The following is a 25,448-nucleotide window of genomic DNA, read 5'->3' on the forward strand; positions in this document are numbered from 1 at the left end:
GCTTACCGGCCGTTGTCCAGTTTGGCCGCCAGTTGACGCATGGACAAGCCTTTTTCCGTCACGCCGGAAAGAACCGCGTGGGCGTCGGAGATCCTGCCATTGGCGGTAAAGGAAGAGATGGCACTGCCCGAGGACAGTGTGCTGGGGGCCGGTACGCGCAGAACGCCGAGCGTCTGCCCGGTCGCAGGTGCCGGCGGATCGGTGTAGGCGGACTGGACCGGCTCGAACCGGTTGTTGGACGCCACCTTGATGGTCGGGTTGCCCGCCTCGAAGGCGATCGCCGGATCGAAGGCCACCGTTGTGGTGCCAAATCCGGCTGTTGCCGGTGCAGCGGAGGCTACAGCCATATAGGGACGCGTTCCGGGTGCCGGGACCTTGCCGAAGACGACCTGGGGAGCAGCGAACGGCGGCGTGGCGGCCGGGGCTTGCGGCTCGACCTGGGCCAGCAGGGTGCCGGGCATGGTCGCGCCGGGTTCCACGGCGCCCGGGCCGCTGTAGGACGCCATCAGATAGGATTCGTCCTTGCCGTGAAGCGGGGCGCGGCCGACATATTCAACCTTCACCTTGCCGACACCGGCAGACTTGGTGCCGAGCATGGAGGCGACGCGCTCGGACAGGTCGATCACGCGGTTGCCGTGGAACGGGCCACGGTCGTTCACGCGCACGATCATGGAGCGGCCGTTGGCGACGTTGGTGACCTTGGCGTAGGAAGGCAGCGGCATCGTCGTATGCGCGGCGGTCAGACCGTTGCGGTCGAAGATCTCGCCGTTGGCGGTCTTGCGGCCGTGGAATGTCGGTCCGTACCAGGACGCCAGACCGGTCTTGCGGTAATTCGGGTCATCCTTGGGATAATACCATTTGCCGGCGATCTTGTATTTCTTGCCGACCACGGCACGTCCGCCGCCCTTCGGCACAGGCTTGCCGCTGACAACCATGCGCGGGCTGGCCTTGACGCCGTATTTCTTGGGGCTGAACTTGGCTTTTTCAGGAGGTGTGGAGCTGCACGCGGCGACCGCGGCAACGGCCGCCATGGAAATCAGTCCGGTGCGCAACTGGGCCCATACCGACCTTGCCGGAACGAACCTTGCCGGAGCTGGGCCGATTGCCAGGGGACCAATTTCCGGCCCGAAAGACGTTTCCGTCAACTGCCCGCCTGTTCCTTGCATACTGCCGTCCTACTCACTTACGCGTCGGCGGCCCCGCAACTCACGCGATCATCCCGGCCCGCGGTTCGTTCCGCACCGGTTTTTAAAAGGCAACGTTCCGATCGATAGATCAGTCCCCGCAAGACGCGCCGCCCCCGCCGCTTGTCCCGCATATGCCCTTGTTAAAGCGCAATTTTATTACTTCAAAGTAAACCTTGCGTCGAGGCCCCGGCGCCGCGGCAAGACGTCTCTCCACCGGTTTCGACCGTGTAGCCCCACTCATTGAACCGCCGGGCGGCCATAACAGTCTGAAAAGAATGCCTAAAATCTGCCGAAAATCTTCCAGATCCGGATGTTGCATCATGGGCACAGGTTCGGGGAAATCGTCATTGGGTCCAGATGTGACGCAGGTCACATCCGGCCCGGTCGGTTCCGCCTAGGGTGAGGTTGTTGCTGATGACCGCCCTGTCACAGCAATGCTGGATACCACCTCCAGCACAGGCCGCCGGTCCAAACCCTGCCCACGACACCGGACCGGCGGCCCCTACCCTGTGGCGATGTTCCGGTGTTCTGCCTGCGTGTCCTGCCCCTCACCGCGCGTGCGGCCCGGAACATCGCCGGGTGGGTCAGCGGCGATCCAGCCCGCCGCAACGGACCCGGTCCCGGCCCTTCCACACGATTTTTCCGCCGTTCTCCCGCCGGGCTGGAGCCGGCACTTGACTTTCCGCCCCCGACAGAGGAAACGGAGTTTGCAGCTGCACGCCTTCGAAGGTCCCGTAGCTGCTGCGGTGAGGTGGCCGAGTGGTTTAAGGCAGCGGTCTTGAAAACCGCCGTGCGTGAGAGCGTACCGTGGGTTCGAATCCCACCCTCACCGCCAATTTTTCAAGCAAGTATTAGGTTTCCAAATTTACGGGCTGGTGAACCGCCCCGGGAACAAGGTCTGCGCGCGACTTCGTTTGGCAAATCGTGCAATTTAACTTGGCACTCAGTTAGGACCTTTTAGCCAGAACATCGGCCCCGAGATCCACGAGGTCTGTTAGTTCGGCCAACTCAGCAAGCCAAACAGTTGGACTATAGGACATTCCCGACCACGCGCTAGCGGACGTCAACAAACCGGTACGGCATACAGCAGCAGCACATGCCTCAGCAGTCCCCTTTGTCATATTGAAATCTTCGTGCAGCCGTTGCTCAACCTTGAGCCAAATGTCCCGATCATCCGGATAATCCTTCGTCAGCACATGAAATGTCCCCAAAAGCAGCAGTTCCTCCTCAGTCAAATCCTCGAGAATTGCACTCCAACGGCGAAATTGGTCTGGGTCGAGGTGACCATTAATAGACTTTTGACCAGCAATTACTTGAGCCAAAAACTTAAGGTTAGTCTTGGCTGTTCCGTCTTCAACCGCCTTCTTGAACCGATGCAAGATATCGACGATTGGATCCACATCAGCATCAACGAAGGTAACTTTTCCATGCTTCCCTTCAGAGATTTCTTTAATCAAAATTTCGTGCGCTTCCTTCCATCGTTCTTGATTTAGTTCGCCGAAAAGCATGCTTACAAGCGACCCACCCGGTAGACCGGAAAGCGTTAGAACTTCTGCAGTCGCCGTTGAAGTCCAAGGCATTAGCCATCGCGGAACAAATCTAAGCAGAGACATGTGAATTCCTAACGCGGTTGCAGCGTAATTTGCCCGGTTGAACCACCCCGGGTTTGCGGAGGCTGTTTGGTTTAAATTATGTGGCTACGGCCGTTTGATCCAGCGTCGTATAGTAATGTTCCTCTGCTTCAGCCGGAGGGATGTTTCCTTTGGGCTCAAGAGGTCGCCGGTTGTGAACCAGTCGACCCATTCGGGTGTGGCGACTTCGACAACTTCGAAGCTTCGCGCCAGTCCCCGCCTGGAGCCACCCGTCCCCACTGAAATCCCGCAGTTTTCCGCCAGGTATCATCAGATCCCGCCTGATCCCGCTTTGCCCCGTTCAGTGCCATCCGGTCCTGGGCGTCACATTTGGGACGCCGTCGCGCTTGTCATTACAAGCGAGGATGTGATTTAGTCTGGCGATACATTTTTGTCCGAAGCGTCTTGCCTTCGGAGTTTTCAATTTTGGGTGCTTGACCCGATGTCCAGATCGTCGGTTTATCGTTACAGACCGGTGCTTTTGTTAGCCGCAGTCGTCTTAATCTTCCTGGGAACGAATGCTATGGCCCTGTTCGGAACGAATGTTCTCTTTTCAGAAGTGTCAGGAACAGTTGTTCTGGATGGGAAACCGGTCGAAGGTGCCAGGGTGGTGCAGATCACCCTTTGGTCGAAGCCCGGGGCCGTTCCCGAGAACTCCGTGACCACCGACAAGAACGGCCAGTTTTCTTTTCCCGAGATCAGTCGCTCCGCCGGGTTTTCCAATCTCGTTCCCGGGGAAATCACCATCGTCCAGAAAATCAATATCGAATTCGATGGCAAGGAATACCGCGGCTGGCTCAATACCAAGACCAATTACGAACGGGAAGGTGAGCGCAACCGTCCCCTCCGTTTCATTTGTGATTTGAACCATACGCCCAGCAATACCGGTGATGATTTTGGAGTTTGCCGGCTCGCCTAGCGTTTAAAAGCGGAGAGCGCCGTTGCCCCTTCCCCTGTCCCCAGCCCAAACGGTTCAGCTGGCGCAAAGCGCCTATGCGATGCGGCTCGATTCGGATCTGTTGACGGCGGTCCAGGCCGCCGGACCTGGAGGAGAACACTTTGACATTGCGTCCGGGTCACGCTTCACCGGCGTTTCCGGGCTCAGCATACCGGGCGGTTCGAGCCGGACCGGGTTCGGCTATGTCGCGCATGGCAAGGCCGGTACACCCAGACACGGAGAAACGCTCATTTGCGTAAGGGGGACAGAACCAACCTCCGTTCATGACCTGATGACGGATGCTCATATTAGCGCCGCGCGCAGTCCGCTCGGTCTACCGGTTCACGAAGGCTTCAAGAATGTCGCGGCGAGCATTTTCGGACAGGTGCAGACCGCTCTGCGCGGCCGGATCCCAGGCACGCTCCATATCGTTGGACACAGTCTGGGAGGCGCGGCGGCAACAATCCTGGCGGAAGCGCTGATCGGCACGGCCGGCATCAAGCTTTACACCTATGGCGCGCCAAGATCTGGCGTGGACAGCCACGCCCAGGTGGTCACGAAGGCTCTCGGGACGCGCAACGTCTATCGAGTCTATCACGACACGGACCCGGTGCCGATGGTGCCGATTTTTCCGTTCTGTCATATCCCGGTTGGAGAGGTGGCTTATTTGCTGCGGGGCCCCGGTGCCCTGGTCAGCGTCAGTGCCCATTTGCTGGACTCCTACGCAAAGTCTGTTGGCCAGAGTGGCTGGACGGGCCTGCCGGTGATCGCCCATCGCCGCTTTTCACTGGATACGGTTGACGATCTGCTTGCCCAGGCGCAATCGGCCGCGGTCGGGCCCGCGATGCACTCGATTGTCGTCTTGAGGCTCATCGAAAAGATCCTCGGAATTTTGCTTGAAGCTGCGGGGGCTGTTACAGGCCTCGCTCTGTTCGGAGGTGCGACCGTTCTCGACAAGATGGCCGCAGCGCTGTCCAGCATGGCAGCAGCTTCTCTTGCTGCGGCAGAGCGGGTCGTGGAGTTCGTGAATGTTGTCATGCGCTTCCTTGGCAAGCAGCTGCTCGCAAAAGGCGCAAAACTCACTGCGGCGTTCCTGCGCTGGCTGCTGTCGATGCTGGTCACCGTCATTGGTGGCTTTGCAATGCAGGCGATCAGGAGTTTTCGCTAATACCAACCGCAATAAATAATGACCTGTTTGACCATGACATGCGATTGTTCCGCGAGGAGCGGTCTGATGTCGTGGCCTGCGGTGGCTTGTTCAGGACCGCCGGACTGCGTTGCGTCCCTTGACCGGCCAACCAGGCCGAACTGCGCCCCGCGTCTTGCCGACGACCCTGAACAAGTCATCAAATAGGTCCTTATTTGTTGCGGTTGGTATAGGGCACAGGAGGCGCATCGCGCGCACTTGGGGCGGCCGCTTTCCCGCGAAAGGACAAAACTTTCTCAGGCTCAGGATCTGTTAATTCGGTTACGGACGTCACGGTCGGCTGATTCATTGGCGGTGCAAGGAGACGTCGCCATGAGTGATCCAATCTGGCTGTCGAAGGCGCAGATGCGCCTGATTGAGCCGAATTTCCCGTTATCGCACGGGGTGCCCAGAGTGGATAATCGGTGGATGTCCGTTGGATCATCAGCGGTCTAATCTTCGTGATCAGGAACGGTCTGCGTTGGCGTGACGCCCCTGCAGGGTATGGTCCGGTCAAGACGTTCTACAACCGTTTGATCCGTTGGAGCCGCATGGGTGTCCTGACCCTGGTTGAAATCGCTGTTCAAGCCGCTTTTGAAAGCCGCGCACTCGCGATCTCGTAGTAGTCCCCTTCCCGCTCGCAACCGACAAACCTTCGCCCGGCTCTGATTGCGGCCAGACCCGTCGTGCCGGATCCGGCCAACGGGTCAAGGATGGTCCCAGCCGGGCGGACCTGAACAAGCGCTTCCAGCAGCCGCACCGGCTTGCCTGTCATGACACCACACCGGAGACACCGGGATGCGTCGGCCCGTCCGTGATGACCAAAAAAGTGAGTCGAGTTACAGAACCCGGTGTGCTTCGGTCAGTCATAACGTGGACCAGACGACTGCGTTACATTTCCCCCGCGAGAAACCGCGTCAAACTCTCCATTCCGTGTTCCCGGCCTCCGATGAAGCCAATTCTTGCTGCGTCGTCCTCGCTGGCTGAATGGACAATGCGAAGATCGGTGCCCGAGCCTCTGGACGACACTGCCGGGGCGGTTCGATCCGGTGACTTCGAAGGTGTCGGCGAACGGACGGTGTCATGGGGATCTACCTGAGGGTGTGATCAACCAACGCATTTTCATGACGCCATCAAAGCTTATTTGCCGCCTCTGTCAGTTTCGCTTATCATTTGTCACTGAGGATCGCGGTGCTTCGGAGCGCTTTGTCAGTTGGGAGGAGAATGTCGGCATGTCGGTGATGCACGAGCCATGGCTCGTGGCACTCTCTCTCCTGATGGCGTTTCAGGGAAGCTTTGTCGGGCTGAACCTTGCGGTGCAGGTCGGTCAGGCGGCTGCGGCCCGAAGACGGATGCTGCTTGCGGGCGCCGCGCTGACCCTGTCGCTTGGCATCTGGTCGATGCATTTCGTCGGCATGCTGGCGGCCCGGCTGCCGGTCGCCGTCGATTTCCTCGTGCTGCCGACGCTGCTGTCCTTTCTGGTCTGTGTGCTCGTGGTCGGGATCGCCGTTTTTGCCGCCAGCAACGCCCGCCTGACGCCGATCCGGCTCGGACTGGCCGCTTTTGTCATGGGAAGCGGGATCTGCACCATGCATTACCTGGGCATGTATGCCCTGCACGGCTCGCTCCTCATGCAGCACGACCCGGCCTATGTGCTGGCCAGTTTCCTGGTCGCGTTCAACGCGGCCGGGCTGGCCATGTGGCTTTTGTTCGGTCTGGGCCGGCGGCCGCCGATCGTGGTTTCGGCCATCGTGCTCGCTCTCGCCATCTCGGCGATGCATTACACGGCAATGGCCGGGCTGACCTTTGAGCTGATGCAGCTTCCGGCCGGTTTCCGGGCCCCTGCGCTCAGCCCCTCGATGCTGGCGATTCTTGTCTCCTGTGTCGCCTTTCTCGTGTCCGGCCTGTTTCTGCTGGCGCTGGTGCCGGCCCAGGGCGCGAGCGACGCGGACGGCTTGAACAATACAGCCGATGCCGTCGGCGACGCAGCCGGGCAAGCGCCTGAAACAGAGCCGGTGTTGCCGCCCAAGGCGGCGGCTGGCCTGCAGGCCGCGGCAGCGCCCGCGCCTGCGCCATCGGTCAAACGGGCCCTGCCCATCGAACGGGATGGCCAGAAAACCCAGATCGGCATTCCCGACATCCATGCGATTCACGCCGACGCCCATTACACGCGGCTCTATGACGGCAGCCGGGAGTTCTTCTGCCCGTTGTCGATCAGTGAAGCCGAACAGCATCTCGACGCCAAGACCTTCAACCGGGTGCACCGCAGCCATATCGTCAATCTGCACCACGTGGTCAGTTTCCGGCGATCCGGCGATGGCGGCATTCTCGTGCTGGCCGGCGACGAAGCCCTGTCCGTCCCGGTCAGCCGGTCGAGATGGGCACGGGTGCGGGCGCGCCTGATGGCTCTTGCCGACAAATCGTCCTCGGTGGAACATCCCGCGGCCGCACAATGATCCTCAAATGAACCGTGCCGCGTGACGGGTTTTCTGTTTCCGGGACAATGCGGCAACACGCCGTTCGTGCAAGGGCTCTTGAGGAGTACACCAATAGGTAGTGTTCATGGAATTTCAAGAAATCCCTATAACACACCGAAGATAAAGATAAAAAATTTCAATCAAACGCTGTGAGGCCTGAGATACGTCAGTGACGGTGCCGTATTTCGTGCGTTAAATCCCGTAATCCGTGTAAATGCGCATGCCGTTTGTGCATGCTGTCTTGAGTGTGCAGTGCACACATCCGCACTCTTGCGTGCATGTGACAAACTGTCCCCGTTCCGGAGGCAGGACACAGTCCGCCGGAGGATGGCGCGACCGGCACGATACGCTGGGCCTCCGGTAACCGGTCCCTCGATGAGGGCCGAATGAGGGAGGAGAGAGACGTGATCCCTGGCGAATTCACTTACCACCGGCCGGCGTCGGTAGCCGAAGCCGTTGCCATCCTGGTCAGTCACGGCGACGAGGCGCGTCCGCTCTCGGGCGGGCACAGCCTGATCCCGATGATGAAGCTGCGCATGGCCGCACCCGAACATCTGGTCGACCTGGCCGGCATCGCCGAACTGAAAGGCGTTTCGGAAGACGGCGGAACCATCACCATCGGTGCCATGACGACGCAAGCCGAACTGATCGGCTCGGATCTTCTGGGTGCGAAGCTGCCGATCATCCGGGAAACGGCCCTGATGATCGCCGATCCGCAAATCCGCTACGTCGGTACGCTCGGCGGCAATGTCGCCAATGGCGACCCGGGCAACGACATGCCGGCCCTGATGCAGTGCCTGAACGCGTCCTATGTGCTGACGGGACCTGACGGCGACCGCGAAGTCGCCGCGCGCGACTTTTACGAAGCCGCCTATTTCACGGCCCTGGCACCGGAAGAAATTCTGACGTCCGTCAAGATACCGGGTCTGGCCGACGGTCATGGCTACGCCTACGAAAAGCTGAAGCGCAAGGTCGGCGACTACGCCACGGCCGCAGCCGCCGTCGTCCTGACGATGTCGGGCGGAACGGTCGGCATGTGTTCCGTGGCGCTCACCAACGTGTCCGATACGCCGCTTCTTGCGGCCGAGGCCGGCGGGATCCTGACCGGTTCGACACTGGATGCCGACACTGTCAAGCGCGCGGTCGCTGCCGCCGAATCCATCACCGACCCGGCTTCCGATGGCCGCGGACCTGCAGAATACCGCACGAAAATGGCCGGCCTGATGGTGCAGCGGGCGCTTGCGCGCGCCGCGGAACGGGCCAGGGGCTGAGATCGGGACTGAGGGAGATACACATGAGCGACAATGAACAGATCCCGGTCACAGTGACCGTCAACGGCAAGAAGGTGCAGCGCTTCGTGGAAGCACGCACGCTTCTGATCCACTTTCTCAGGGAAGACCTGAACCTGACCGGGCCGCATATCGGTTGCGAGACCTCGCATTGCGGTGCCTGCACGGTCGAGATGAACGGCATGTCGGTGAAGTCCTGCACGCTGTTCGCGGCGCAGGCAAACGGCGCAGAGCTGAACACCATCGAAGGCATGGCCAATCCGGACGGCACCCTGTCGGCGCTGCAGGAAGGATTCCGGCAGATGCACGGGCTGCAGTGCGGTTTCTGCACGCCGGGCATGATCATGCGGGCGCACACGCTGCTGAAGGAAAACCCGGATCCGACGGAAGACGAAATTCGCATGGGTATCTCGGGAAACCTGTGCCGCTGCACCGGCTACCAGAACATCGTCAAGGCCATCCAGTACGCCGCGGCCAAGCTGAACGGCACTGATTTTCAGGAGGCTGCAGAATGAATGACATGACCCCGACACGGGAACAGCGCGAAGCCGCCCTTGAAGGCATGGGCTGCAAGCGCAAGCGCGTTGAAGACGTCCGTTTCACACAGGGCAAGGGCCAGTATGTCGACGACCTGAAGCTTCCCGGCATGGTCTTCGGTGATTTTGTCCGCTCGCCCTATGCGCACGCAAAGGTCACCAGGATCGATGCCACGGAGGCTTTGAAGCTTCCGGGCGTGATCGCCGTGCTGACGGCCGAGGACCTGAAGGGCGTGAACCTTGCCTGGATGCCGACCCTGGCGGGTGATGTCCAGATGGTTCTGGCCGACGGCAAGGTGCTTTACCAGAACCAGGAAGTGGCGTTCGTGGTCGCGGAAGACCGCTACATCGCCGACGACGCCATTCAGCTTGTCGAGGTTGATTACGAGGAACTGCCCGTCCTGGTCGATCCGTTCAAGTCGATGGATGCCGACGCGCCGGTCCTTCGGCCCGATCTGGAAGGCAAGACCGAAGGCGCGCATGGTCCGCGCAAGCATCACAACCACATCTTCACCTGGGAAGTGGGCGACAAGGACGAGACCTCCAAGGCCTTCTCCGAGGCCGATGTCACCATCAAGGAGATGATCTCCTACCACCGCACGCATCCGTCTCCGCTCGAGACCTGCCAGTGCGTCGCCTCGATGGACAAGATCACCGGTGAGCTGAGCATCTGGGGCACGTTCCAGGCGCCCCATGTCATCCGCACGGTCGCTTCGCTGCTGTCGACGATCCCGGAGCACAAGATCCATGTGATCGCGCCGGATATTGGTGGCGGCTTCGGCAACAAGGTCGGTGCCTATCCGGGCTACATCTGCGCCATTGTCGCGTCGATCGTGACCGGTATACCGGTCAAATGGGTCGAGGACAGGATGGAGAACCTGTCCACCACATCCTTTGCCCGCGACTATCACATGACCACGGAAATCGCGGCGAAGAACGACGGCACGGTCACCGGTCTGAAGGTCCACGTTCTGGCGGATCATGGCGGTTTCGACGCCTGCGCCGATCCGTCCAAATGGCCGGCCGGTTTCTTCAACATCGTCACCGGGTCCTATGATTTTCCGGTCGCGCATCTGGAAGTCGACGGTGTCTACACCAACAAGGCGCCCGGCGGCGTGGCCTACCGGTGTTCGTTCCGGGTGACGGAAGCCGCCTACTGCATCGAGCGCGGGATGGACATTCTGGCCCAGAAGCTCGGCATGGATCCGGCGGATCTGCGCCTGAAGAATTTCGTCAAGCCGGAACAGTTCCCCTATCAGTCGGCACTCGGCTGGGAATACGACAGCGGCGATTACCACACCGCCATGCACAAGGCGATGGACACGATCGGCTACCGCGAGTTGCGCGCCGAGCAGAAGGCCAAGCAGGAGGCCTTCCAGCGCGGTGAAACCCGCGAGATCATGGGGATCGGCGTGTCGTTCTTCACCGAGATCGTCGGTGCCGGCCCGTCCAAGAACTGCGATATCCTGGGCGTGGCGATGTTCGACAGCGCGGAGATCCGCGTGCACCCGACCGGGTCGGTGATCTCGCGTATGGGCACCAAGTCCCAGGGCCAGGGCCACGAGACCACCTGGGCGCAGATCATCGCGACCGAGATCGGCATCCCTGCCGCCGACATCATGGTCGAGGAAGGCAACACGGACACGGCGCCCTACGGTCTTGGCACCTACGGGTCCCGCTCCACGCCGGTGGCCGGCGCCGCGATTGCCCTTGCCGCGCGCAAGATCCGCAACAAGGCGCAGATGATCGCCGCTCACATGCTGGAGGTGTCGGAATACGACCTGGAATGGGACGTTGACGGCTTTCAGGTGAAGGGCAATCCGCAGGCGCGCAAGTCGATGAAGGAAATCGCCTGGGCCGCCTATCACGCCCCGCCCCCGAGCATGGAGCCGGGTCTGGAAGCGGTCAGCTACTACGATCCGCCCAACATGACCTATCCCTTCGGTGCCTATTTCTGCGTGATGGACATCGACGTCGATACCGGTGTGGCCAAGACACGGCGCTTCTATGCGCTGGACGATTGCGGCACACGGATCAACCCGATGATCATCGAGGGACAGGTGCATGGCGGCCTGACCGAGGCCTTCGCCATCGCGATGGGTCAGGAGATTCGCTACGACGAGATGGGCAACGTGCTCGGTGCGTCCTTCATGGACTTCTTCATTCCGACGGCTGTCGAGACCCCGCATTGGGAAACCGACCACACCGTGACCCCCAGCCCGCATCACCCGATCGGTGCCAAGGGTGTCGGCGAAAGCCCGAATGTCGGTGGCGTTCCGGCGTTTTCGAACGCCGTCAACGATGCGTTCCAGTTCCTGGGGTCCACGCATGTCCAGATGCCGCATGACGCCTGGCGGATCTGGCAGGCGGCCAAGGACCTCGGCGCGCACGGGTGACCTGAGGGAGGTGGCGCACGCCACCTCTTCACGACGGGAGAGGTTTGCAACCCGAACCTCTCCTGCCCCGTCATTCCATGGCACGACCGTGGCCTCCATGCCTTGCCTCTGTCCCTGATTCAGGCGGTTCGGATCCGGCAGGGGCACGGCATGGAGTGCCGGATCATGTCCGGCAATGACGATACGAAGGTTTGAAGAGAACGGACCTTATGACCAAGACCAAGGAACAAGTGGCAAGCGCTCTGGCGGAGACCGGGTATGTCGCCGACGAAGGGCTGGCAACCGCCCTGCTTCTGACGGAGATGCTGAACCGCCCGCTGCTGCTGGAAGGCGAAGCGGGCGTCGGCAAAACCGAGGTCGCCAAGGCTCTTGCACGCCTGGAAGACACCGAGTTGATCCGCCTGCAATGCTACGAGGGGCTCGACCGGTCCGATTCCATCTACGAATGGAACTATCAGCGTCAGTTGCTCGCCATCAAGGCCCATGAAGGATCCGGCGAGAGCGCCGACGCCGTCGAGGAAGCGGTGTTTTCCGAGAAGTATCTTCTGGAGCGTCCGCTTCTGGCGGCGATCCGCCAGGACCGCGCGCCGGTGCTGCTGATCGACGAGATCGACCGCGCGGACGAGGAATTCGAGGCATTCCTTCTGGAAATCCTGTCCGACTATCAGGTCTCGATACCGGAACTGGGGACCGTGGCCGCGACGTCCATTCCCCGCGTCGTGCTGACATCGAACGGTACCCGTGAGTTGTCGGACGCCCTGCGCCGGCGCTGTCTCTATCACTATGTGGAGTATCCGTCGCCGGACCGGGAGGCGCGCATCCTGTTGTCGCGGGTGGAGGGGCTCGATGCCGCCCTCGCCCTTCAGATTGCCGAACTCATGGGCAAGTTGCGCAAGGAAGATCTCGCCAAGGTGCCGGGCGTTGCGGAAACCATCGACTGGGCGGCGGCTCTGCTGGGATTGGGCGCGGGCAACCTGCATGACAGCCGCACGCTCGTTTACGACACGCTTGCCTGTGTTCTCAAGACCCGTGAGGACCGCGCCCGGGTGACGCCCGAAGTCGCCGACCGGCTCATGGGCAAGGTTGCCTGACGCCATGCCCGCCTTTCCCGCCCCGGACACCCAAGCCGCCCTGCCCCTTGAAAGCCGCGATGATATCGGTGTCGTCCTGCGGTTCCGGCTGGCCGGTTTTGTCCGTTCCCTGCGCGACAGCGGCTTCAAGGTGGGGCTGGCGGAGACACACGATGCGCTTGCCCTGCTCCGGACGCCGCTGATGAACCGGCCGTCGGGTCTGAAGGGCGCTTATCGCGCGCTTTTCTGCGGCCGGCTGTCGGACTGGCAACGGTTCGACGAGATCTTCGATGCGTTCTGGACCGGCCGGGGTGTCAAATCGGGCGTCAAGGTCACCGGCAGCAGCACGCGCAAGGGGGCCAAGACCGTTCGCGAGATGATGGACGCCCAGGGCAACCGGCAGGAGTCGATTGCCGGGGATGTCGAACGTGTGCCGGGTGAGGAAGACGAGGACACCGGCGAAACGCCCTCAGGCCGCCGGGAAGGCGCAAGCCTTGCCGAGAGCCTGGGCCAGGTCGACTTTCGAAAGATCCAGGATCCCGAAGCCCTTGAAAAGGCGCATGCGCTTGCCGAACGCCTGGCACGTTCGATGCGCGTCCGGCTGACCCGAAGGGACCGTCAGAAACGCAAAGGCCGGCGGCTCGATCTACGGAGAACCATCCGCCATTCGATCGCGCATGGCGGTACGCCGATCGAGCTGATCCGGAAAGGGCCACGAGAGCGCCAGCTCAGGCTGGTCATCCTGCTGGATGCGTCCGGATCGATGAACAATTACACCGGCGTCTTCACACGCTTCGTGCACGGCATGCTGGACAATTTCCGGGAAGCGGAAGCCTTTCTTTTCCATACGCGTCTCGTTCACGTCTCTTCCGCCCTGTCGGAACGGGACGCAGGCCGCGCGCTCGACCGGATGGGTTTGATGGCGCAGGGCGTCGGCGGGGGCACGAAAATCGGTGAGGCGCTGGCGGATTTCAACCGGTGGCACGCGGCCCGCGTGATTCATTCGCGGACCTGCGTGATGATCCTGTCCGACGGCTACGATACCGGAGAACCGGCGTTCCTGGGCGAAGAAATGGCCCGGCTCCGGCGCCGCTGCAAGCGGATCGTCTGGTTGAACCCGCTGATCGGCTGGCAGGGATACGCGCCGACCGCGGGAGGCATGAGCGCTGCGATGCCGTATATCGATCTGTTTGCGCCCGCGCACAATCTGGACAGTCTGGCCGCTCTCGAACCCTATCTGGCAAGGCTCTGAATCCATGGGGGATGAACTGATGAAACACTCCGTTCCGGCGACAACAGCCGAAGGTGTCAGGGCGCCCGGCAATGACCTGTCCCTGCTGATGAGCCGGTTGCAGGGCAACAACGAACCCTTCGTGCTGGCCATGGTCGTGCGCACCATATCGGTGACCGCCGCAAAGGCCGGCGCCAAGGCCGTTGTCGACCGCAACGGCGAGATCGTGGCGGGATGGATCGGCGGAGGCTGCGCCAGGTCTGCGGTCGTCAAGGCGGCAAAAGCCGCGTTCGAGGACGGTGAAACCAGGCTGATTTCGATCCAGCCGGGGGATTTGCTCGCCGAACTTGGCGTTGAACCGGGCGATGAGCGCGAGGGCGTGCAGTTCGCGAAGAACATGTGCCCGAGCCAGGGCACGATGGATATTTTCATCGAGCCGGTGCTTCCCCGTCCCAAATTGTTCCTTTACGGCGCGAGTCCCGTTGCGCTCGCGCTCGCCGTCCAGGCGCCGGCCATCGGCTTCGACGTTACCGTTCGCGCGCCCGCAGATGACCTCACCGCATTTCCGTCCGCGGCCACCAGGATCGAGGGGGGCGGCAACGAGAACCGGGACCGGAGCCCGGTTCAGGGCGAAAGATATATCGTCGTATCGACACAGGGGCGCGGTGACCTCGCGGCGCTCGAGGAGGCCTTCAGGCAGCCGGCGTGCCACATCGGTTTTGTCGGCAGCAGGCGGAAGCTGCAGACGCTCAAGGACAAGCTAGCGGACAAGGGGATCCCGGCTGCCGATCTCGAGCGCGTCAAGGGCCCGGCGGGTCTCGATCTCGGAGCGATCACGCCCGAAGAGATCGCGCTCTCGATCCTGGCGGAACTGCTGATGCTGCGCCGGAAAGGCCAGCGCCAAAGCCACATTCAACACATTTGAACGGACAATCGGAGACACCCTTATGCAAATGACCGACAGCCAGCGGATCGAGGCCCCCAGACAGAAGGTCTGGGAAGCTCTGAACGATCCGGAGGTCCTGAAAGCCTCGATCCCGGGATGCGAGGAACTGATCAAGCACTCCGACACGGAGATGGAAGCCAAGGTCAAGCTGAAGGTCGGCCCGGTCAAGGCAACCTTCGGCGGCAAGGTCACGCTCAACGATCTTGATCCGCCGAATGGCTATACGATCGACGGTGAAGGCTCAGGCGGCGTGGCCGGGTTCGCACGTGGTGCTGCCAAGGTCCGTCTTGAGGAGGACGGTCCGGAGGCCACCATCCTCCACTACGAGGTGGATGCGAAAATCGGCGGCAAGCTTGCGCAACTGGGCGCGCGCCTGATCGATTCTACGTCGAAGCGTCTTGCCGGCGAATTCTTTGCCGCTTTCGCGGAGCAGGTCGCGCCGAGCGGGGGCAATGAAGAAGCGGAAGCCGAGCCATCGGCGGCAGCGGCCGGTGACGAAACACCGCCTGCGGCTGGCGAGCAGAAAAAGGCGGGCTGGCTGGGCGGACTTTTCGGTGGCGGCAAAAGACAGGACAGCGGCGCAGAAAAATCCGAAGAACCCGCCGAGTGAAGAAACAGACGAATGGCAAGATGCCGGTGCCGATGGCCCTAGCGCCATTGGCTTTCCGGTCGGGAGAACGTAGCATGACGCATGTTGAATTGAGCCGGGAGAGCGGAATGACGGAGATGTTCAGGGACCCGTCCCTGCTGTTGGCATTGACGACCGGGTCCGCCCTGACGGCGTTTTTGATGGTGGCGCATTCCTGCTGCCTGGGGCTGGCGGATCGGCATCTGGCGCCGCTCCTGCAGATCTGCTCTTTCGCCGGTTAGGTCCGGATCCTGCTGACGGAACCCGGTTCGTCTGGGACCGGATTGCCGGCGGCAGGTCTGCGCCCTGCAAGAACACCAGGCCTCCAAACACCAGATCTCCAATCGGAAACGGTTGGAGGCCTGATCGTTCCGGGCGATGGAATGTCGTGCATTGTGGAAGAGACGCCGTCGTCGTCGGCGGCCCACGTGGCAATCCCTGTTGTCCTGTCATGACTGCAAACTGGTCACGCCCGCCTGTTTATTAATCAGGCGGCAGAAGAGCCCCAGTCCCGGTGCCGCGTCTACATGCGTGTATCTGTGTTTAACATTCTGAATTTATTGCAATATCAATTTTTATTTCGGTATTGGCCCTCCCCTTGCATCGTCTGGTGCTGTGCAGCGCGCCTAGGGATCCGGTCGGAAACGACGCAGGACCGAGAGGCGCAAGCCGGTCGATAAGGCATCTGCCGACATAGACCGGTGACACGGCGGGACAAAAACCCGGGAGACAACTGCACGAGGTTTCGCGCGCGCGAACCTGCTCCCGGCCGTGCGCAAGAACCTGATGAGCCAAGCCGGGCCTTTCATTGGCCTGGCCCCACACAGGAGACGCGCCTAGATGCTGAATTCAATTGCCAAAGTTTCCCTGATCGCCGCAGCGCTTATGTCGCCGCTGTCTTTGTCCGCAAGTCAGGCAGAGGAAAAGAAAGACTTCAAGGTCTGCTGGACCATCTATGCTGGCTGGATGCCCTGGGGATACATCTCGGATTCCGGGATCATGAAGAAGTGGGCCGACAAATACGACATCGCCGTCGAGATCACCCAGTTCAACGATTATATCGAATCCATCAATCAGTACACGGCTGGTGAATACGACGCCTGCGCGATGACCAACATGGACGCCCTGTCTATCCCGTCGGGAAGCGGTATCGACACGACCGTTCTAATCGCAGGTGATTATTCCAACGGCAATGATGGCCTGATCCTGAAGAACGGCGGCGATCTGGCGTCGATCAAGGGACAGAACGTCAACCTCGTCGAACTTTCCGTTTCGCACTACTTCCTGGCCCGCGGACTGGAGAGTGTCGGCTTGAGCGAGAAGGACATCACCGTCGTCAACACGTCCGATGCGGACATGCTTGCAGTCTACGACGATGCGGACATCACCGCGGTCGCGACGTGGAACCCGATGCTGTCGGAAATTCTGGCGACCAAGGAAGGCGAACTGGTCTACGACAGCTCGAAAATTCCGGGCGAAATCATCGATGCGATGATGGTCAACACGGAGACGCTGGCGGACAATCCCGCGCTCGGCAAAGCGCTTGCCGGTGCCTGGTTCGAGGTTCTCTCCCTGATGGCGTCGGACACGCCGGAAGGCAAGGAGGCGCTTGAATCGATGGCAGCCGCCTCCGGTACCGATCTTGAAGGTTACAAGGCTCAACTTGCCGCAACCGCGCTTTTCTACAAGCCGGACGATCTGCTTGCCTTCACCAGCGATGCCAAGCTGAAGGAGACGATGAAGTTTGTCGCCACCTTCCTGTTCGATCACGGAATTCTGGGTGAAGGCGCCCAATCCGCCGAATTCGTCGGTGTCGAATTTGCCGACGGATCGGTTTTCGGCAACAGCAGCAACGTGAAACTTCGTTTCGACAACACCTATGTCGAGTTGGCTGCCAAGGGCGAACTCTGATCGTGAAACGCAGGCGGCACGGCAGGCGTGATCACTCCTGCCGTGCCGCTGCCTCTCCCTCCGTGGACCCTCAATCAAACGGGCATTCTCATGGCTTCCAGATCGCCACTGGCCTTCACCGAACTTCCAGTCGTGGATGTTTCCGGCCTTTTCTCCTCAAACAGGCAGGACCGGCTGGACGCTGCCGGCGAACTCGGCAAGGCCGCCAGGGAGGTCGGTTTTTTCTATGTGAGCGGGCACGGGGTTGCGCCGGAAGTGCGCAGCAGCCTGATCGACCTGACAAAGCAGTTCTTCGCGCTTTCCGACGAACAAAAGATGGCGATCTACATCGGAAAATCGACCAACCATCGCGGTTATGTGCCTCCTGGAGAAGAGGTCATGGCGGATGGCAAGGGCGATACCAAGGAGGCCCTCGATCTGGGGCCGGAAGTCCCGGCCGATCACCCTCTGGTCAAGGCCGGAACGCCGTTTCTGGGGCCAAATCAATGGCCGGACCTTGACGGTTTCCAGTCCGCGATCAGCACTTATTATGATGCCGTCTTCGATCTTGGCCGCCATTTGCTGCGCGGGTTCGCGCTCGCTCTTGGCGAGGATGAACATTTTTTCGACAAATACGTCACCTGTCCGCCGAGCCAGCTCCGGCTTCTTCATTATCCCCACAATGGAGAGGCGAGCGACAGCCCGGGCATCGGGGCGCATACGGACTACGAATGTTTCACGCTGCTTCTGCCGACCGCACCCGGTCTGGAGGTCATGAACGGCGCCGGAGAGTGGATCAACGTGCCGCTGTTGCCCGACGCTTACGTGGTCAATATCGGCGACATGATGGAAGTGTGGACCAACGGGCGCTTCGTGGCCACGTCCCATCGGGTGCGCAAGGTCAAGGAGGAACGCTATTCCTTTCCGCTGTTTTTCGCCTGCGACTACGACACGGTGGTTGAACCCCTGCCCGCTTTCGTCGCGAAAAATGAAAAGCCCGGTTTCGGACCGATCAGGGCCGGCGACCACCTTCTGGCGCAAACCATGCAGAGCTTTACCTATCTCATCGAAAAGCAGAAACGCGGCGAAATAGGCCTGCCGGAAGGAGCCAAGGAATTGTCTTCGTTCGGGCAGGAAGCCCGGCAGAAGGCGGACGCGGATGCTTAAGCGGATGAAGGAGCTGCCGAAGACCTGGCAGGGCCTCTGGTATCGCACCCTGCTGGAAAAGCGTGGCGCCGGAAGCCTGACGAACGACCGGCCGGCGCAGGTCTATTGGCTTCAGACTGGTTTGTGGCATGCGGATTTGCGCATTCCCGAAGACCGGCTGGATTTTGCCGGCGTGTCTTCGCTCGCCGGATGCAGCCTCGAACAGTTGCGCTTCATTGCCGGTCAGGAAGGATTTTGCGGTGTCACCCGTGTCGAAGGCCATATCTGCACCTGGTCCCGGCTGTTCGATCTCAATCCCGGTACCGCACTCGATGTCGCGCGGATGCGGTTCGAACGCGAGGACTTCATTGTCGAGACGGGCATCGCGGAAGACTACACGGAACACTGGGAATGCCTTGCCGGGTCCCGGCCCGCGCAAGATCTTCCCCAGGCGGTTTGCGCCGAGGTTGACGGCATCTTCCTGGCTTCCGGGAACTGGGCTGTTCAGGTGAAACCGCGCGGCGACGCGCCGGAAGACATTGACCTTTATACCGAGCCGGGATCCCGCAGCCGCGAACATCTCTTGTGGCAGGCCAGCCTGGCGCTCACGCTCTGCGAGCGGACGCCACAAGGCTGGATCGCAAGACTCTCGACACATCCATGGCTGGAAGGCCAAGCCCTTGCCGGGACAGGGGGCGAAACGGGATGCGCCTGATCAACCAAAAGCCGACCCGCGCGACCGCGCTGATGCTGGGACTGCTACCGTTTGTGGCCCTCATAATCGTCTACACCATCGCCAGCCAGGCCCGGCTTGCCGAGAACCCATCCGACAGGCTGCTGCCGTCGCTCCAGTCCATGGCCTCTGCAATGGAAAAGATGGCGTTCGAACCGGACCGGAGAAACGGTGAACTTCTGCTCTGGAAGGACACGTTTGCCAGTCTGGGCAGGATCGGTGCCGGGCTCGGCATCTCCACGATTCTTGCGCTCGTCATTGGCCTGACAATGGGGACGTTGCCCTATGGCAAAGCGGCGCTGGCGCCGTTCGTCGCGGCCTTTTCCCTCATACCCCCCATTACGATCCTGCCGATCCTGTTCATCATTCTTGGTCTCGGTGAAGCTGCGAAAATAGGCTTGATCGTGGTCGGGACCGCGCCGGTCATGATCCGATGCCTCGCCAAGGAAGCGCTCGACATCCCCCGGGAGATGATCATCAAGGCTGAAACGTTAGGAGCATCCAGCTGGCAGATCGCGACCAGGGTTATTGTGCCGGGCGTTCTGCCCATGGCGGTCATGGCATTGCGGTTAGGCCTTATTCCGGCCTGGATCTTCCTTGTTTCCGCAGAAGCCATCGCATCGACGGAAGGGCTGGGTTACCGCATTTTCCTGGTCCGGCGTTACATGGCGATGGACATCATCCTGCCCTATGTCGCCTGGATCACGCTGCTTGCCTTCATGATGGACTATCTGCTGCGGGTCCTCTCACGTGTTGCCTTCCGATGGAAACATCTTGAGGGGGGCGGCCTGTGAGCAAGGACATTATTTTATCGGTAGACGGCGTCTTCAAGGACTACGGCGATACCCGTGTTCTGGAACGGGTCAGTCTCGATGTGGCGCCTGGAACGTTCTGTACGATTGTCGGTGCCTCCGGCTGCGGCAAGTCCACTTTCCTGAGAATGCTGCTGTCCCAGGAGCATCCGAGCCGGGGCAAGATCCTTCTGGCCGGTCAGCCTCTTCCGCTGGAACCGACACCGGATCGTGGCATCGTCTTCCAACGCTATTCCGTTTTTCCGCATCTGACGGTAGCCGAGAACCTGGTCCTGGCTGCGGAATTCGCGGCCGCACCGGTTACCGGACGGCTGTTCGGCTCCAGACGGAAAAAAGCACTTGCCGAAACCGAAGGTCTTCTCGATCGGATTGGACTGACGCATGCCGCGACCCGGTATCCCGCGCAACTGTCCGGCGGGATGCAGCAACGCCTGGCCATCGCCCAGGCACTGGTGAAGAAACCGCGCATCCTGCTTCTGGACGAGCCGTTCGGCGCGCTGGATCCGGGGATCAGGGCCGACATGCACGACCTGCTGCTCGGGCTCTGGGAAGAGTTCGACATGACGGTCTTCATGGTCACGCACGATATCAACGAAGCCTTCAAGCTCGGCACCCGCCTGCTCGTCTTTGACAAGGTCCGCCACGACCCCCAGGCGCCCGAGGCCTACGGGGCGACCATCACCTACGATCTGCCGCTATCGGCACCGGAGCCAGGATCGGCCCGGTTGCTTGATGAAATCGCGGGAACCATCCGCGTCCCGAAGACCGTGCATTCTTCGGGAATACAAACACCAAACCCTCACGAGGAACGTCCATGACACTGTTTGATCGGAACGGGCCGATGACCCATCACATGGCAGCCGGTTCTGTCCGGCGCGCCCCCGCGCAACGCCAGCATCATCCGGATTTCGACAAGCTGCAGCTGCGCGGCTGGAAGTCGGCGGAAAAGGAAGGCCTGCTGCCGTCCGACGCCTGGGAAAAGGAAAAGGCCTGGGCATTGCGCATGGGGTTGACCGGATCCGACAGCCTCACCGACAAGTCGATCCCGACATTCGCGCGCGGTGAACTGCCCCATTACGCAGGCATCAACACCTTTCTGAAGGCGCCGTATATCGAGGACGTGACCCAGGTCGGTGCCTATGATGCCGCCGTCATCGGGGTTCCGTTCGATGGCGGCACCACCTATCGGCCGGGCACCCGTTTCGGCCCCCAGGGAGTGCGCAAGATTTCCGCGCTCTATACGCCCTACAATTACGAGATGGGTGTCGATCTGCGCGAACAGATGACGCTCTGCGATGTCGGTGACATCTTCACCATCCCGGCGAACATCGAGAAAACCTTCGACCAGGTCACCCGGGCCGTCTCCCACGTGGCGTCTTCCGGTGCCCTGCCGATCATGATCGGCGGCGATCACTCCATCGGCTTTCCGTGCGTGCGCGGCATTGCCCAATGCACCTCGAAGCGCATCGGCATCGTGCATTTCGACCGGCATATCGATATCCAGGAAAAGGATCTCGACGAGCGCATGCACACGACGCCCTGGTTCCATGCGACGGATCTGGTCAACGTTCCGGCGGTGAACCTGGTTCAGATCGGCATCGGCGGCTGGCAGGTCCCGCGCGAGGGGGTCGAGATCGCGCGCCAGCGCAACACCAACATCTTCACCATGCGCGATGTGGAAGAACTGGGTCTTGCGGAAACCGCCGCCCGGGCGCTTGAACTGGCGTGGAAGGATGCGGACGCCGTCTACATCTCCTTCGACATCGACAGTGTCGATTGCGGCTTCGTGCCCGGCACCGGCTGGCCGGAACCGGGCGGGTTCCTGCCGCGCGAAGCCCTTGAGCTGGTCTCGCTGGTCGCGAAGGAAGGCATCTGCGGTCTCGAGGTCGTGGAAGTCTCGCCGCCCTACGACTGTTCCGACATCACCGCGCTTCTGGCGACGCGGGTCATTGTCGATGTGCTCGGAACGCTGGTCTCCCACGGCAAGATGGGCTCGCACAAGGGGATCATCGACAAGCCTGTCAGCATTCCCGCCGGTCCGGACCTGGGGTGACGGCATGACCCACGACCATCATCATCACCACCACCATGATCACACACACGGGCCTGGCCATGCGGACGGCGCTCATGGTCACGAGCTTCACGGCCACGGAGCTCACGGGCACGGTCACAACCACGCGGGCCACGATCATCTGCATTCCCATGTGCATGCAGGCTCAAGCACGGACAGGGCCGACGAAATCCAGGCCCTGTGCACGAGTTTCATCGACGGTTTCCGGAGCGCGGAAGACAAGACCAGCTATCTGAGGCTTGCCGGTGTTCCGTTTCACAAGCCCGGCACCGATCACCTCGTTCAGCACCTGGTCGACGCCAGGATCGTGAGCAACTGGCAGGTCGGGACCGCCTCCCCCGCCTTTGCCTCCAGGGAACTCGTCTACCTGCCGTTCCCCGGACCGATGGTTCAGGCGCGGGAAACCATGTCCTTCACCTATGTCTCGCTGACCGAGCGGACAGATACAGATCTGATCGAGATCCTCACACAACGCCTTAGCCAAGGAGATATCGCAGAATGAAACAGATCCTGACAGCTGCACTTGCGACAACTATCGGCGCACCTGCGTTTGCCCATCCCGGATCGCACGATGGATTTTCCGGATGGGAAGCGGCTGCCGGGCACCTGCTCGGAACGCCGTTCCATGTAGCCCTGCTTCTGGGGGGTGTGGCTGCGGCCAGCGCGGCGCTGGTCCTGTACAAACGATCGACCGGCCGGAAGGTGATCCGGAGGCGGGGCTGACACTCTGTTGAATCGCAAAGCACGCGGCGGACTTTGTTGCGGCCCTCCGCGTGGCTGCCGGGCCTTCGCTCACGCGCACGCGGACAGGCGGGTTCTGCCTGTCCGGACACCAGGAAGGCCTTGGATCATGAGATCCTGTCTTTGTAAAAATCCAGTGCCCTGTGAAAGATCTCATGCCAGGTATTATCCAGCGGCCTATCGAGGTCTGACCAGAAAAACCGGAACTCATGCCCTCCATCGTCTTCCGTATGGTGGGACCATTGCTCGGCTGATTTCGGGAGCATTACCTCATAAAAAACCCATTCCTGTCCGGGGGCAATTTTATGCGAGACTCCAATTCTTTTGAAAGTTTGCTCAAGGCACAGGCCACTTTCCTCATTCAGTTCTCTATGCGCCGCATCTTCATCATTTTCTCCTGGTTCAATGGTTCCCTTGACCAGCTGGCATCCTGCCAGGGGATGTTCAAATCCCAGAAATTGTATCCCTTCTCTTCGTTCCCTGAGAACAATCGGACAGACTTTGCGGGTGTTCATATAGCTTATTTCCTTTCAGGGATGCCCTGAAACAGGCGGCACGTTCAATCTGAACGAAGACTCATCTGCCACCGTCACAAAGAGGGAATGCTGCATGGCGCCCGGGGATCTTTTTTGCCACGCATCGCCGCTCGGGCGGACCGTTATTCGTCTTCCGGCTGAGTGCAAATGAATAAAACCTGATTGTAGAAAGCTCTGGCCAAGGAGGCTGAAACACTTCGCGACGTCCCCTGAAAAGGTCAAGGCAGCCGGGAGATACCGGAAATCCTTGCCTGCGCCAAGCGTTGGCGTTCGGGGAAAAACAGCGTGCTGATGTCGTCGATGGCCATCGGACCGCCAAACAGATAGCCCTGCCCGCGCGTGCAGCCCAGATCGACCAGAGTGTCGCGTTGTTCGACGGTCTCGATGCCCTCGATCATGACTTCCGAGCCCATGGTCTCGGCTATACCGAGAACCAGTTTCAATATCTCGCGCTGTTTTGCGTCCTTCACGGCTCTGGTGGCAAGGGATCTGTCGATCTTGATCTCGTCCCAGTGGAAATCGGTCAGATAGGACAGAGCCGAGTAGCCCGCACCGAAATCGTCCAGGGAAATGCCCACACCAAAAGCGCGCAGGTCGTTCAGGATGGTCTGAACCCGCTTCAGGTCGCTCATCAAGGTCGCTTCGGTAACTTCGAGTTTCAGCCGAGACGCGGGCAGACCGGACCGGTCCAGGCACTCCTCCAGCATGGACATGACATCATCACTCAGCAATTGGGCCACGGAGAGATTGACCGAAAGCGACAGGTCCCCGGGCAGCAATTGCACTTCCGAACAGGAGGTCTCCAGAATTCGCCAGCCGAGTGAAATGATGTCTCCATTGCCTTCAGCGATCGGAATGAATTCAAGCGGCGAAATCCAGCCCAGATCGGAATGATACCAGCGGGCAAGGGCTTCCACGCCGTAGATGCGACCGGTCGTGAGATTGAATTGCGGCTGAAAATGCGGCAGGCAGTCGTTTGCCTCGATGGCGGAGGACAGGGCGTTCTCAACGATCGTGCGGCGATCCAATTCCTCCCGCATGATCGGCTTGTAGGCCACTGTCCGCCAACGGCTGGTTTCGCTCGCATTGGCAACGGCGAGATTGGCGTTGTTGATGAGTTCGGCTGTGTCCTGGTCCGGGGTGCTGGAAACCGCATAGCCGATGACCGGTGAAATCAGGAAGGCACCACGTGCAGTCTGGACAGGACGAAGGAAGACATCGGTTATTGCCTTTGCAATGTCCGGTGCCGAAACCCCCTGGTCCTCGTCGAAGGCCACCATCAGGAAAAATCCCTTTCCGGCAGACCGGGCAAGGCAGTAACAGACTTCAAGGCGGTCAGCCACGTGGCGCATCAGATCGGTGGATGCCGCAAGCAGGGCTTCATCTTTTGCCGTGGTGAAGGTTGTGCCCGACGGCCAGCGGCTCTCCAGATCTATGCTGACAACACACAGGGTCTGGTTCCTGGACAGTCCGGTCGCGGCGGTGTGCACCCGTTCGGCAAAAATCTTGTGATTGATGAGGCCCGTTGCGTTGTCGTGATTCAACCGCAGGGTCAGGTCTTCCGCCTGAGCGGCGTTCTCTCTTGCACGGTTTTTCCAAGTCCTGCTTCGGGCGTTCACATGGCGGATCCAGATGACAGCGGCAATGAGCAGCGACAAAGCCAGCCCGTGTTGCAGGATCCGGGTCAGCTGGGTGTTTTCGCCTGCAGGTAGAAGCGCAAGGGCCGCCAGGCCGGCAGCCAGTGCGAGACTGCCCCACAGAGCTGGAAATAAGAGTTTCAACAGTCTTTCAAACCGCATCGGGCCATCCGTTGTGATGACAGACCCCTCATTGGGGCCGTCAATTCCTTGTGCCCGGTTCCGTGTCAACCGGTGCCCCCCGGTTTGGCAATTGCAAGGCGTTGGCAAAGGCTCGGCCTTGATGCAGCACCCCTGTATGAGTTTCCTTGTCAGATCTTCCGCCGACAGGCTTTCATGAAACTGGCGTCCACCTCGAGCGTCGCTTT

Annotated in this window: 24 protein-coding genes, 1 tRNA gene, 2 pseudogenes and 1 riboswitch; of the genes and pseudogenes, 21 read left to right on the plus strand and 6 right to left on the minus strand. The window is 60.7% G+C overall.

The genetic code is table 11. The features are described 5' to 3' along the window. Positions 1 to 2: 2 nt before the first annotated feature. Positions 3 to 1,166, minus strand: a complete 1,164-nt coding sequence (locus AC0VX3_RS14630) for a septal ring lytic transglycosylase RlpA family protein (protein WP_475521127.1) — start codon at positions 1,164 to 1,166, stop codon at positions 3 to 5. Between the two features lie 766 nt (positions 1,167 to 1,932). On the opposite strand from AC0VX3_RS14630, the gene AC0VX3_RS14635 reads away from it, so the two are divergent. Then, positions 1,933 to 2,022: transfer RNA gene (locus AC0VX3_RS14635), tRNA-Ser, on the plus strand. Positions 2,023 to 2,134: 112 nt separating this feature from the next. Here AC0VX3_RS14635 and AC0VX3_RS14640 read toward each other — a convergent pair. Further along, on the minus strand, positions 2,135 to 2,695 hold the full coding sequence (locus AC0VX3_RS14640) for a hypothetical protein (protein WP_475521128.1): 561 nt from the start codon (positions 2,693 to 2,695) through the stop codon (positions 2,135 to 2,137). Between the two features lie 181 nt (positions 2,696 to 2,876). Then, positions 2,877 to 3,040: pseudogene (locus tag AC0VX3_RS14645) on the minus strand (IS3 family transposase); the annotation flags it as partial. A gap of 301 nt (positions 3,041 to 3,341) precedes the next feature. Here AC0VX3_RS14645 and AC0VX3_RS14650 point away from each other — a divergent pair. The 3 genes and pseudogenes from AC0VX3_RS14650 to AC0VX3_RS14660 all read left to right on the plus strand — a co-directional run. Continuing rightward, entirely contained in the window at positions 3,342 to 3,737 is a 396-nt protein-coding gene (locus tag AC0VX3_RS14650; protein WP_475521129.1) for a DUF6795 domain-containing protein, read from the plus strand. A 22-nt stretch (positions 3,738 to 3,759) separates the two neighbouring features. Next, complete coding sequence (locus AC0VX3_RS14655; RefSeq protein ID WP_475521130.1) at positions 3,760 to 4,923, plus strand: lipase family protein; 1,164 nt, start codon at positions 3,760 to 3,762, stop codon at positions 4,921 to 4,923. Positions 4,924 to 5,274: 351 nt separating this feature from the next. Continuing rightward, a pseudogene (locus AC0VX3_RS14660) lies at positions 5,275 to 5,501 on the plus strand (transposase); the annotation flags it as partial. 23 nt (positions 5,502 to 5,524) lie between these two features. On the opposite strand, the gene AC0VX3_RS14665 reads toward AC0VX3_RS14660, so the two are convergent. After that, positions 5,525 to 5,716 carry a DNA methyltransferase gene (locus AC0VX3_RS14665; RefSeq protein WP_475521131.1) on the minus strand — a complete coding sequence of 64 codons (192 nt, stop codon included), beginning with the start codon at positions 5,714 to 5,716 and terminating at the stop codon, positions 5,525 to 5,527. A 457-nt stretch (positions 5,717 to 6,173) separates the two neighbouring features. On the opposite strand from AC0VX3_RS14665, the gene AC0VX3_RS14670 reads away from it, so the two are divergent. The 17 genes from AC0VX3_RS14670 (at position 6,174) to AC0VX3_RS14750 (ending at position 22,889) form a co-directional block, all read left to right on the plus strand. Beyond that, a complete protein-coding gene (locus AC0VX3_RS14670; protein WP_475521132.1) occupies positions 6,174 to 7,397 on the plus strand; it encodes an MHYT domain-containing protein in 1,224 nt (407 codons plus the stop codon). 425 nt (positions 7,398 to 7,822) lie between these two features. Continuing rightward, positions 7,823 to 8,689 carry an FAD binding domain-containing protein gene (locus AC0VX3_RS14675; RefSeq protein WP_475521133.1) on the plus strand — a complete coding sequence of 289 codons (867 nt, stop codon included), beginning with the start codon at positions 7,823 to 7,825 and terminating at the stop codon, positions 8,687 to 8,689. A gap of 23 nt (positions 8,690 to 8,712) precedes the next feature. Beyond that, on the plus strand, positions 8,713 to 9,222 hold the full coding sequence (locus tag AC0VX3_RS14680; protein ID WP_342895174.1) for a (2Fe-2S)-binding protein: 510 nt from the start codon (positions 8,713 to 8,715) through the stop codon (positions 9,220 to 9,222). Continuing rightward, the gene (locus AC0VX3_RS14685) at positions 9,219 to 11,639 is read left to right on the plus strand and encodes an aerobic carbon-monoxide dehydrogenase large subunit (protein WP_475521134.1); all 2,421 of its coding nucleotides are present in this window, start codon (positions 9,219 to 9,221) and stop codon (positions 11,637 to 11,639) included. Before AC0VX3_RS14680 ends, AC0VX3_RS14685 begins: the two co-directional genes overlap by 4 nt. A gap of 209 nt (positions 11,640 to 11,848) precedes the next feature. Beyond that, positions 11,849 to 12,730, plus strand: a complete 882-nt coding sequence (locus AC0VX3_RS14690) for an AAA family ATPase (RefSeq protein ID WP_475521135.1) — start codon at positions 11,849 to 11,851, stop codon at positions 12,728 to 12,730. A 4-nt stretch (positions 12,731 to 12,734) separates the two neighbouring features. Next, positions 12,735 to 13,961: a vWA domain-containing protein gene (locus AC0VX3_RS14695; RefSeq protein WP_475521136.1), complete on the plus strand. Its 1,227-nt coding sequence runs from the start codon at positions 12,735 to 12,737 to the stop codon at positions 13,959 to 13,961. Positions 13,962 to 14,049: 88 nt separating this feature from the next. After that, entirely contained in the window at positions 14,050 to 14,865 is an 816-nt protein-coding gene (locus AC0VX3_RS14700) for an XdhC family protein (RefSeq protein ID WP_475525182.1), read from the plus strand. Between the two features lie 22 nt (positions 14,866 to 14,887). Beyond that, a complete protein-coding gene (locus AC0VX3_RS14705) occupies positions 14,888 to 15,496 on the plus strand; it encodes a CoxG family protein (protein ID WP_475521137.1) in 609 nt (202 codons plus the stop codon). Between the two features lie 74 nt (positions 15,497 to 15,570). Beyond that, positions 15,571 to 15,756, plus strand: a complete 186-nt coding sequence (locus tag AC0VX3_RS14710) for a hypothetical protein (RefSeq protein ID WP_342895179.1) — start codon at positions 15,571 to 15,573, stop codon at positions 15,754 to 15,756. 373 nt (positions 15,757 to 16,129) lie between these two features. Next, positions 16,130 to 16,245, plus strand: a riboswitch (guanidine-I (ykkC/yxkD leader). Positions 16,246 to 16,354: 109 nt separating this feature from the next. Further along, positions 16,355 to 17,425 (plus strand): putative urea ABC transporter substrate-binding protein, encoded by a 1,071-nt coding sequence (locus tag AC0VX3_RS14715; protein ID WP_475521138.1) that lies wholly within the window; start codon positions 16,355 to 16,357, stop codon positions 17,423 to 17,425. A 90-nt stretch (positions 17,426 to 17,515) separates the two neighbouring features. Further along, a complete protein-coding gene (locus AC0VX3_RS14720) occupies positions 17,516 to 18,571 on the plus strand; it encodes an isopenicillin N synthase family dioxygenase (protein ID WP_475521139.1) in 1,056 nt (351 codons plus the stop codon). Beyond that, entirely contained in the window at positions 18,564 to 19,265 is a 702-nt protein-coding gene (locus tag AC0VX3_RS14725) for a hypothetical protein (protein WP_475521140.1), read from the plus strand. Before AC0VX3_RS14720 ends, AC0VX3_RS14725 begins: the two co-directional genes overlap by 8 nt. Further along, complete coding sequence (locus AC0VX3_RS14730) at positions 19,256 to 20,077, plus strand: ABC transporter permease (RefSeq protein ID WP_475521141.1); 822 nt, start codon at positions 19,256 to 19,258, stop codon at positions 20,075 to 20,077. Before AC0VX3_RS14725 ends, AC0VX3_RS14730 begins: the two co-directional genes overlap by 10 nt. Further along, positions 20,074 to 20,913: an ABC transporter ATP-binding protein gene (locus tag AC0VX3_RS14735; RefSeq protein ID WP_342895184.1), complete on the plus strand. Its 840-nt coding sequence runs from the start codon at positions 20,074 to 20,076 to the stop codon at positions 20,911 to 20,913. Before AC0VX3_RS14730 ends, AC0VX3_RS14735 begins: the two co-directional genes overlap by 4 nt. 23 nt (positions 20,914 to 20,936) lie before the next feature. Beyond that, on the plus strand, positions 20,937 to 22,148 hold the full coding sequence (locus AC0VX3_RS14740; RefSeq protein WP_342895269.1) for an agmatinase family protein: 1,212 nt from the start codon (positions 20,937 to 20,939) through the stop codon (positions 22,146 to 22,148). 4 nt (positions 22,149 to 22,152) lie between these two features. Then, the gene (locus AC0VX3_RS14745; protein WP_475521142.1) at positions 22,153 to 22,668 is read left to right on the plus strand and encodes a hypothetical protein; all 516 of its coding nucleotides are present in this window, start codon (positions 22,153 to 22,155) and stop codon (positions 22,666 to 22,668) included. Further along, entirely contained in the window at positions 22,665 to 22,889 is a 225-nt protein-coding gene (locus tag AC0VX3_RS14750) for a hypothetical protein (protein ID WP_475521143.1), read from the plus strand. The genes AC0VX3_RS14745 and AC0VX3_RS14750 overlap by 4 nt, the downstream gene beginning before the upstream one ends. A 125-nt stretch (positions 22,890 to 23,014) precedes the next feature. On the opposite strand, the gene AC0VX3_RS14755 is transcribed toward AC0VX3_RS14750, so the two are convergent. After that, positions 23,015 to 23,422, minus strand: coding sequence for an NUDIX domain-containing protein (locus AC0VX3_RS14755; RefSeq protein ID WP_475521144.1), 408 nt, complete (start codon positions 23,420 to 23,422; stop codon positions 23,015 to 23,017). Positions 23,423 to 23,661: 239 nt separating this feature from the next. Further along, a complete protein-coding gene (locus tag AC0VX3_RS14760) occupies positions 23,662 to 25,224 on the minus strand; it encodes a putative bifunctional diguanylate cyclase/phosphodiesterase (protein ID WP_475521145.1) in 1,563 nt (520 codons plus the stop codon). Positions 25,225 to 25,448 lie beyond the last annotated feature (224 nt).

The organism is Roseibium sp. QJM3NY_11, assembly GCF_056173175.1.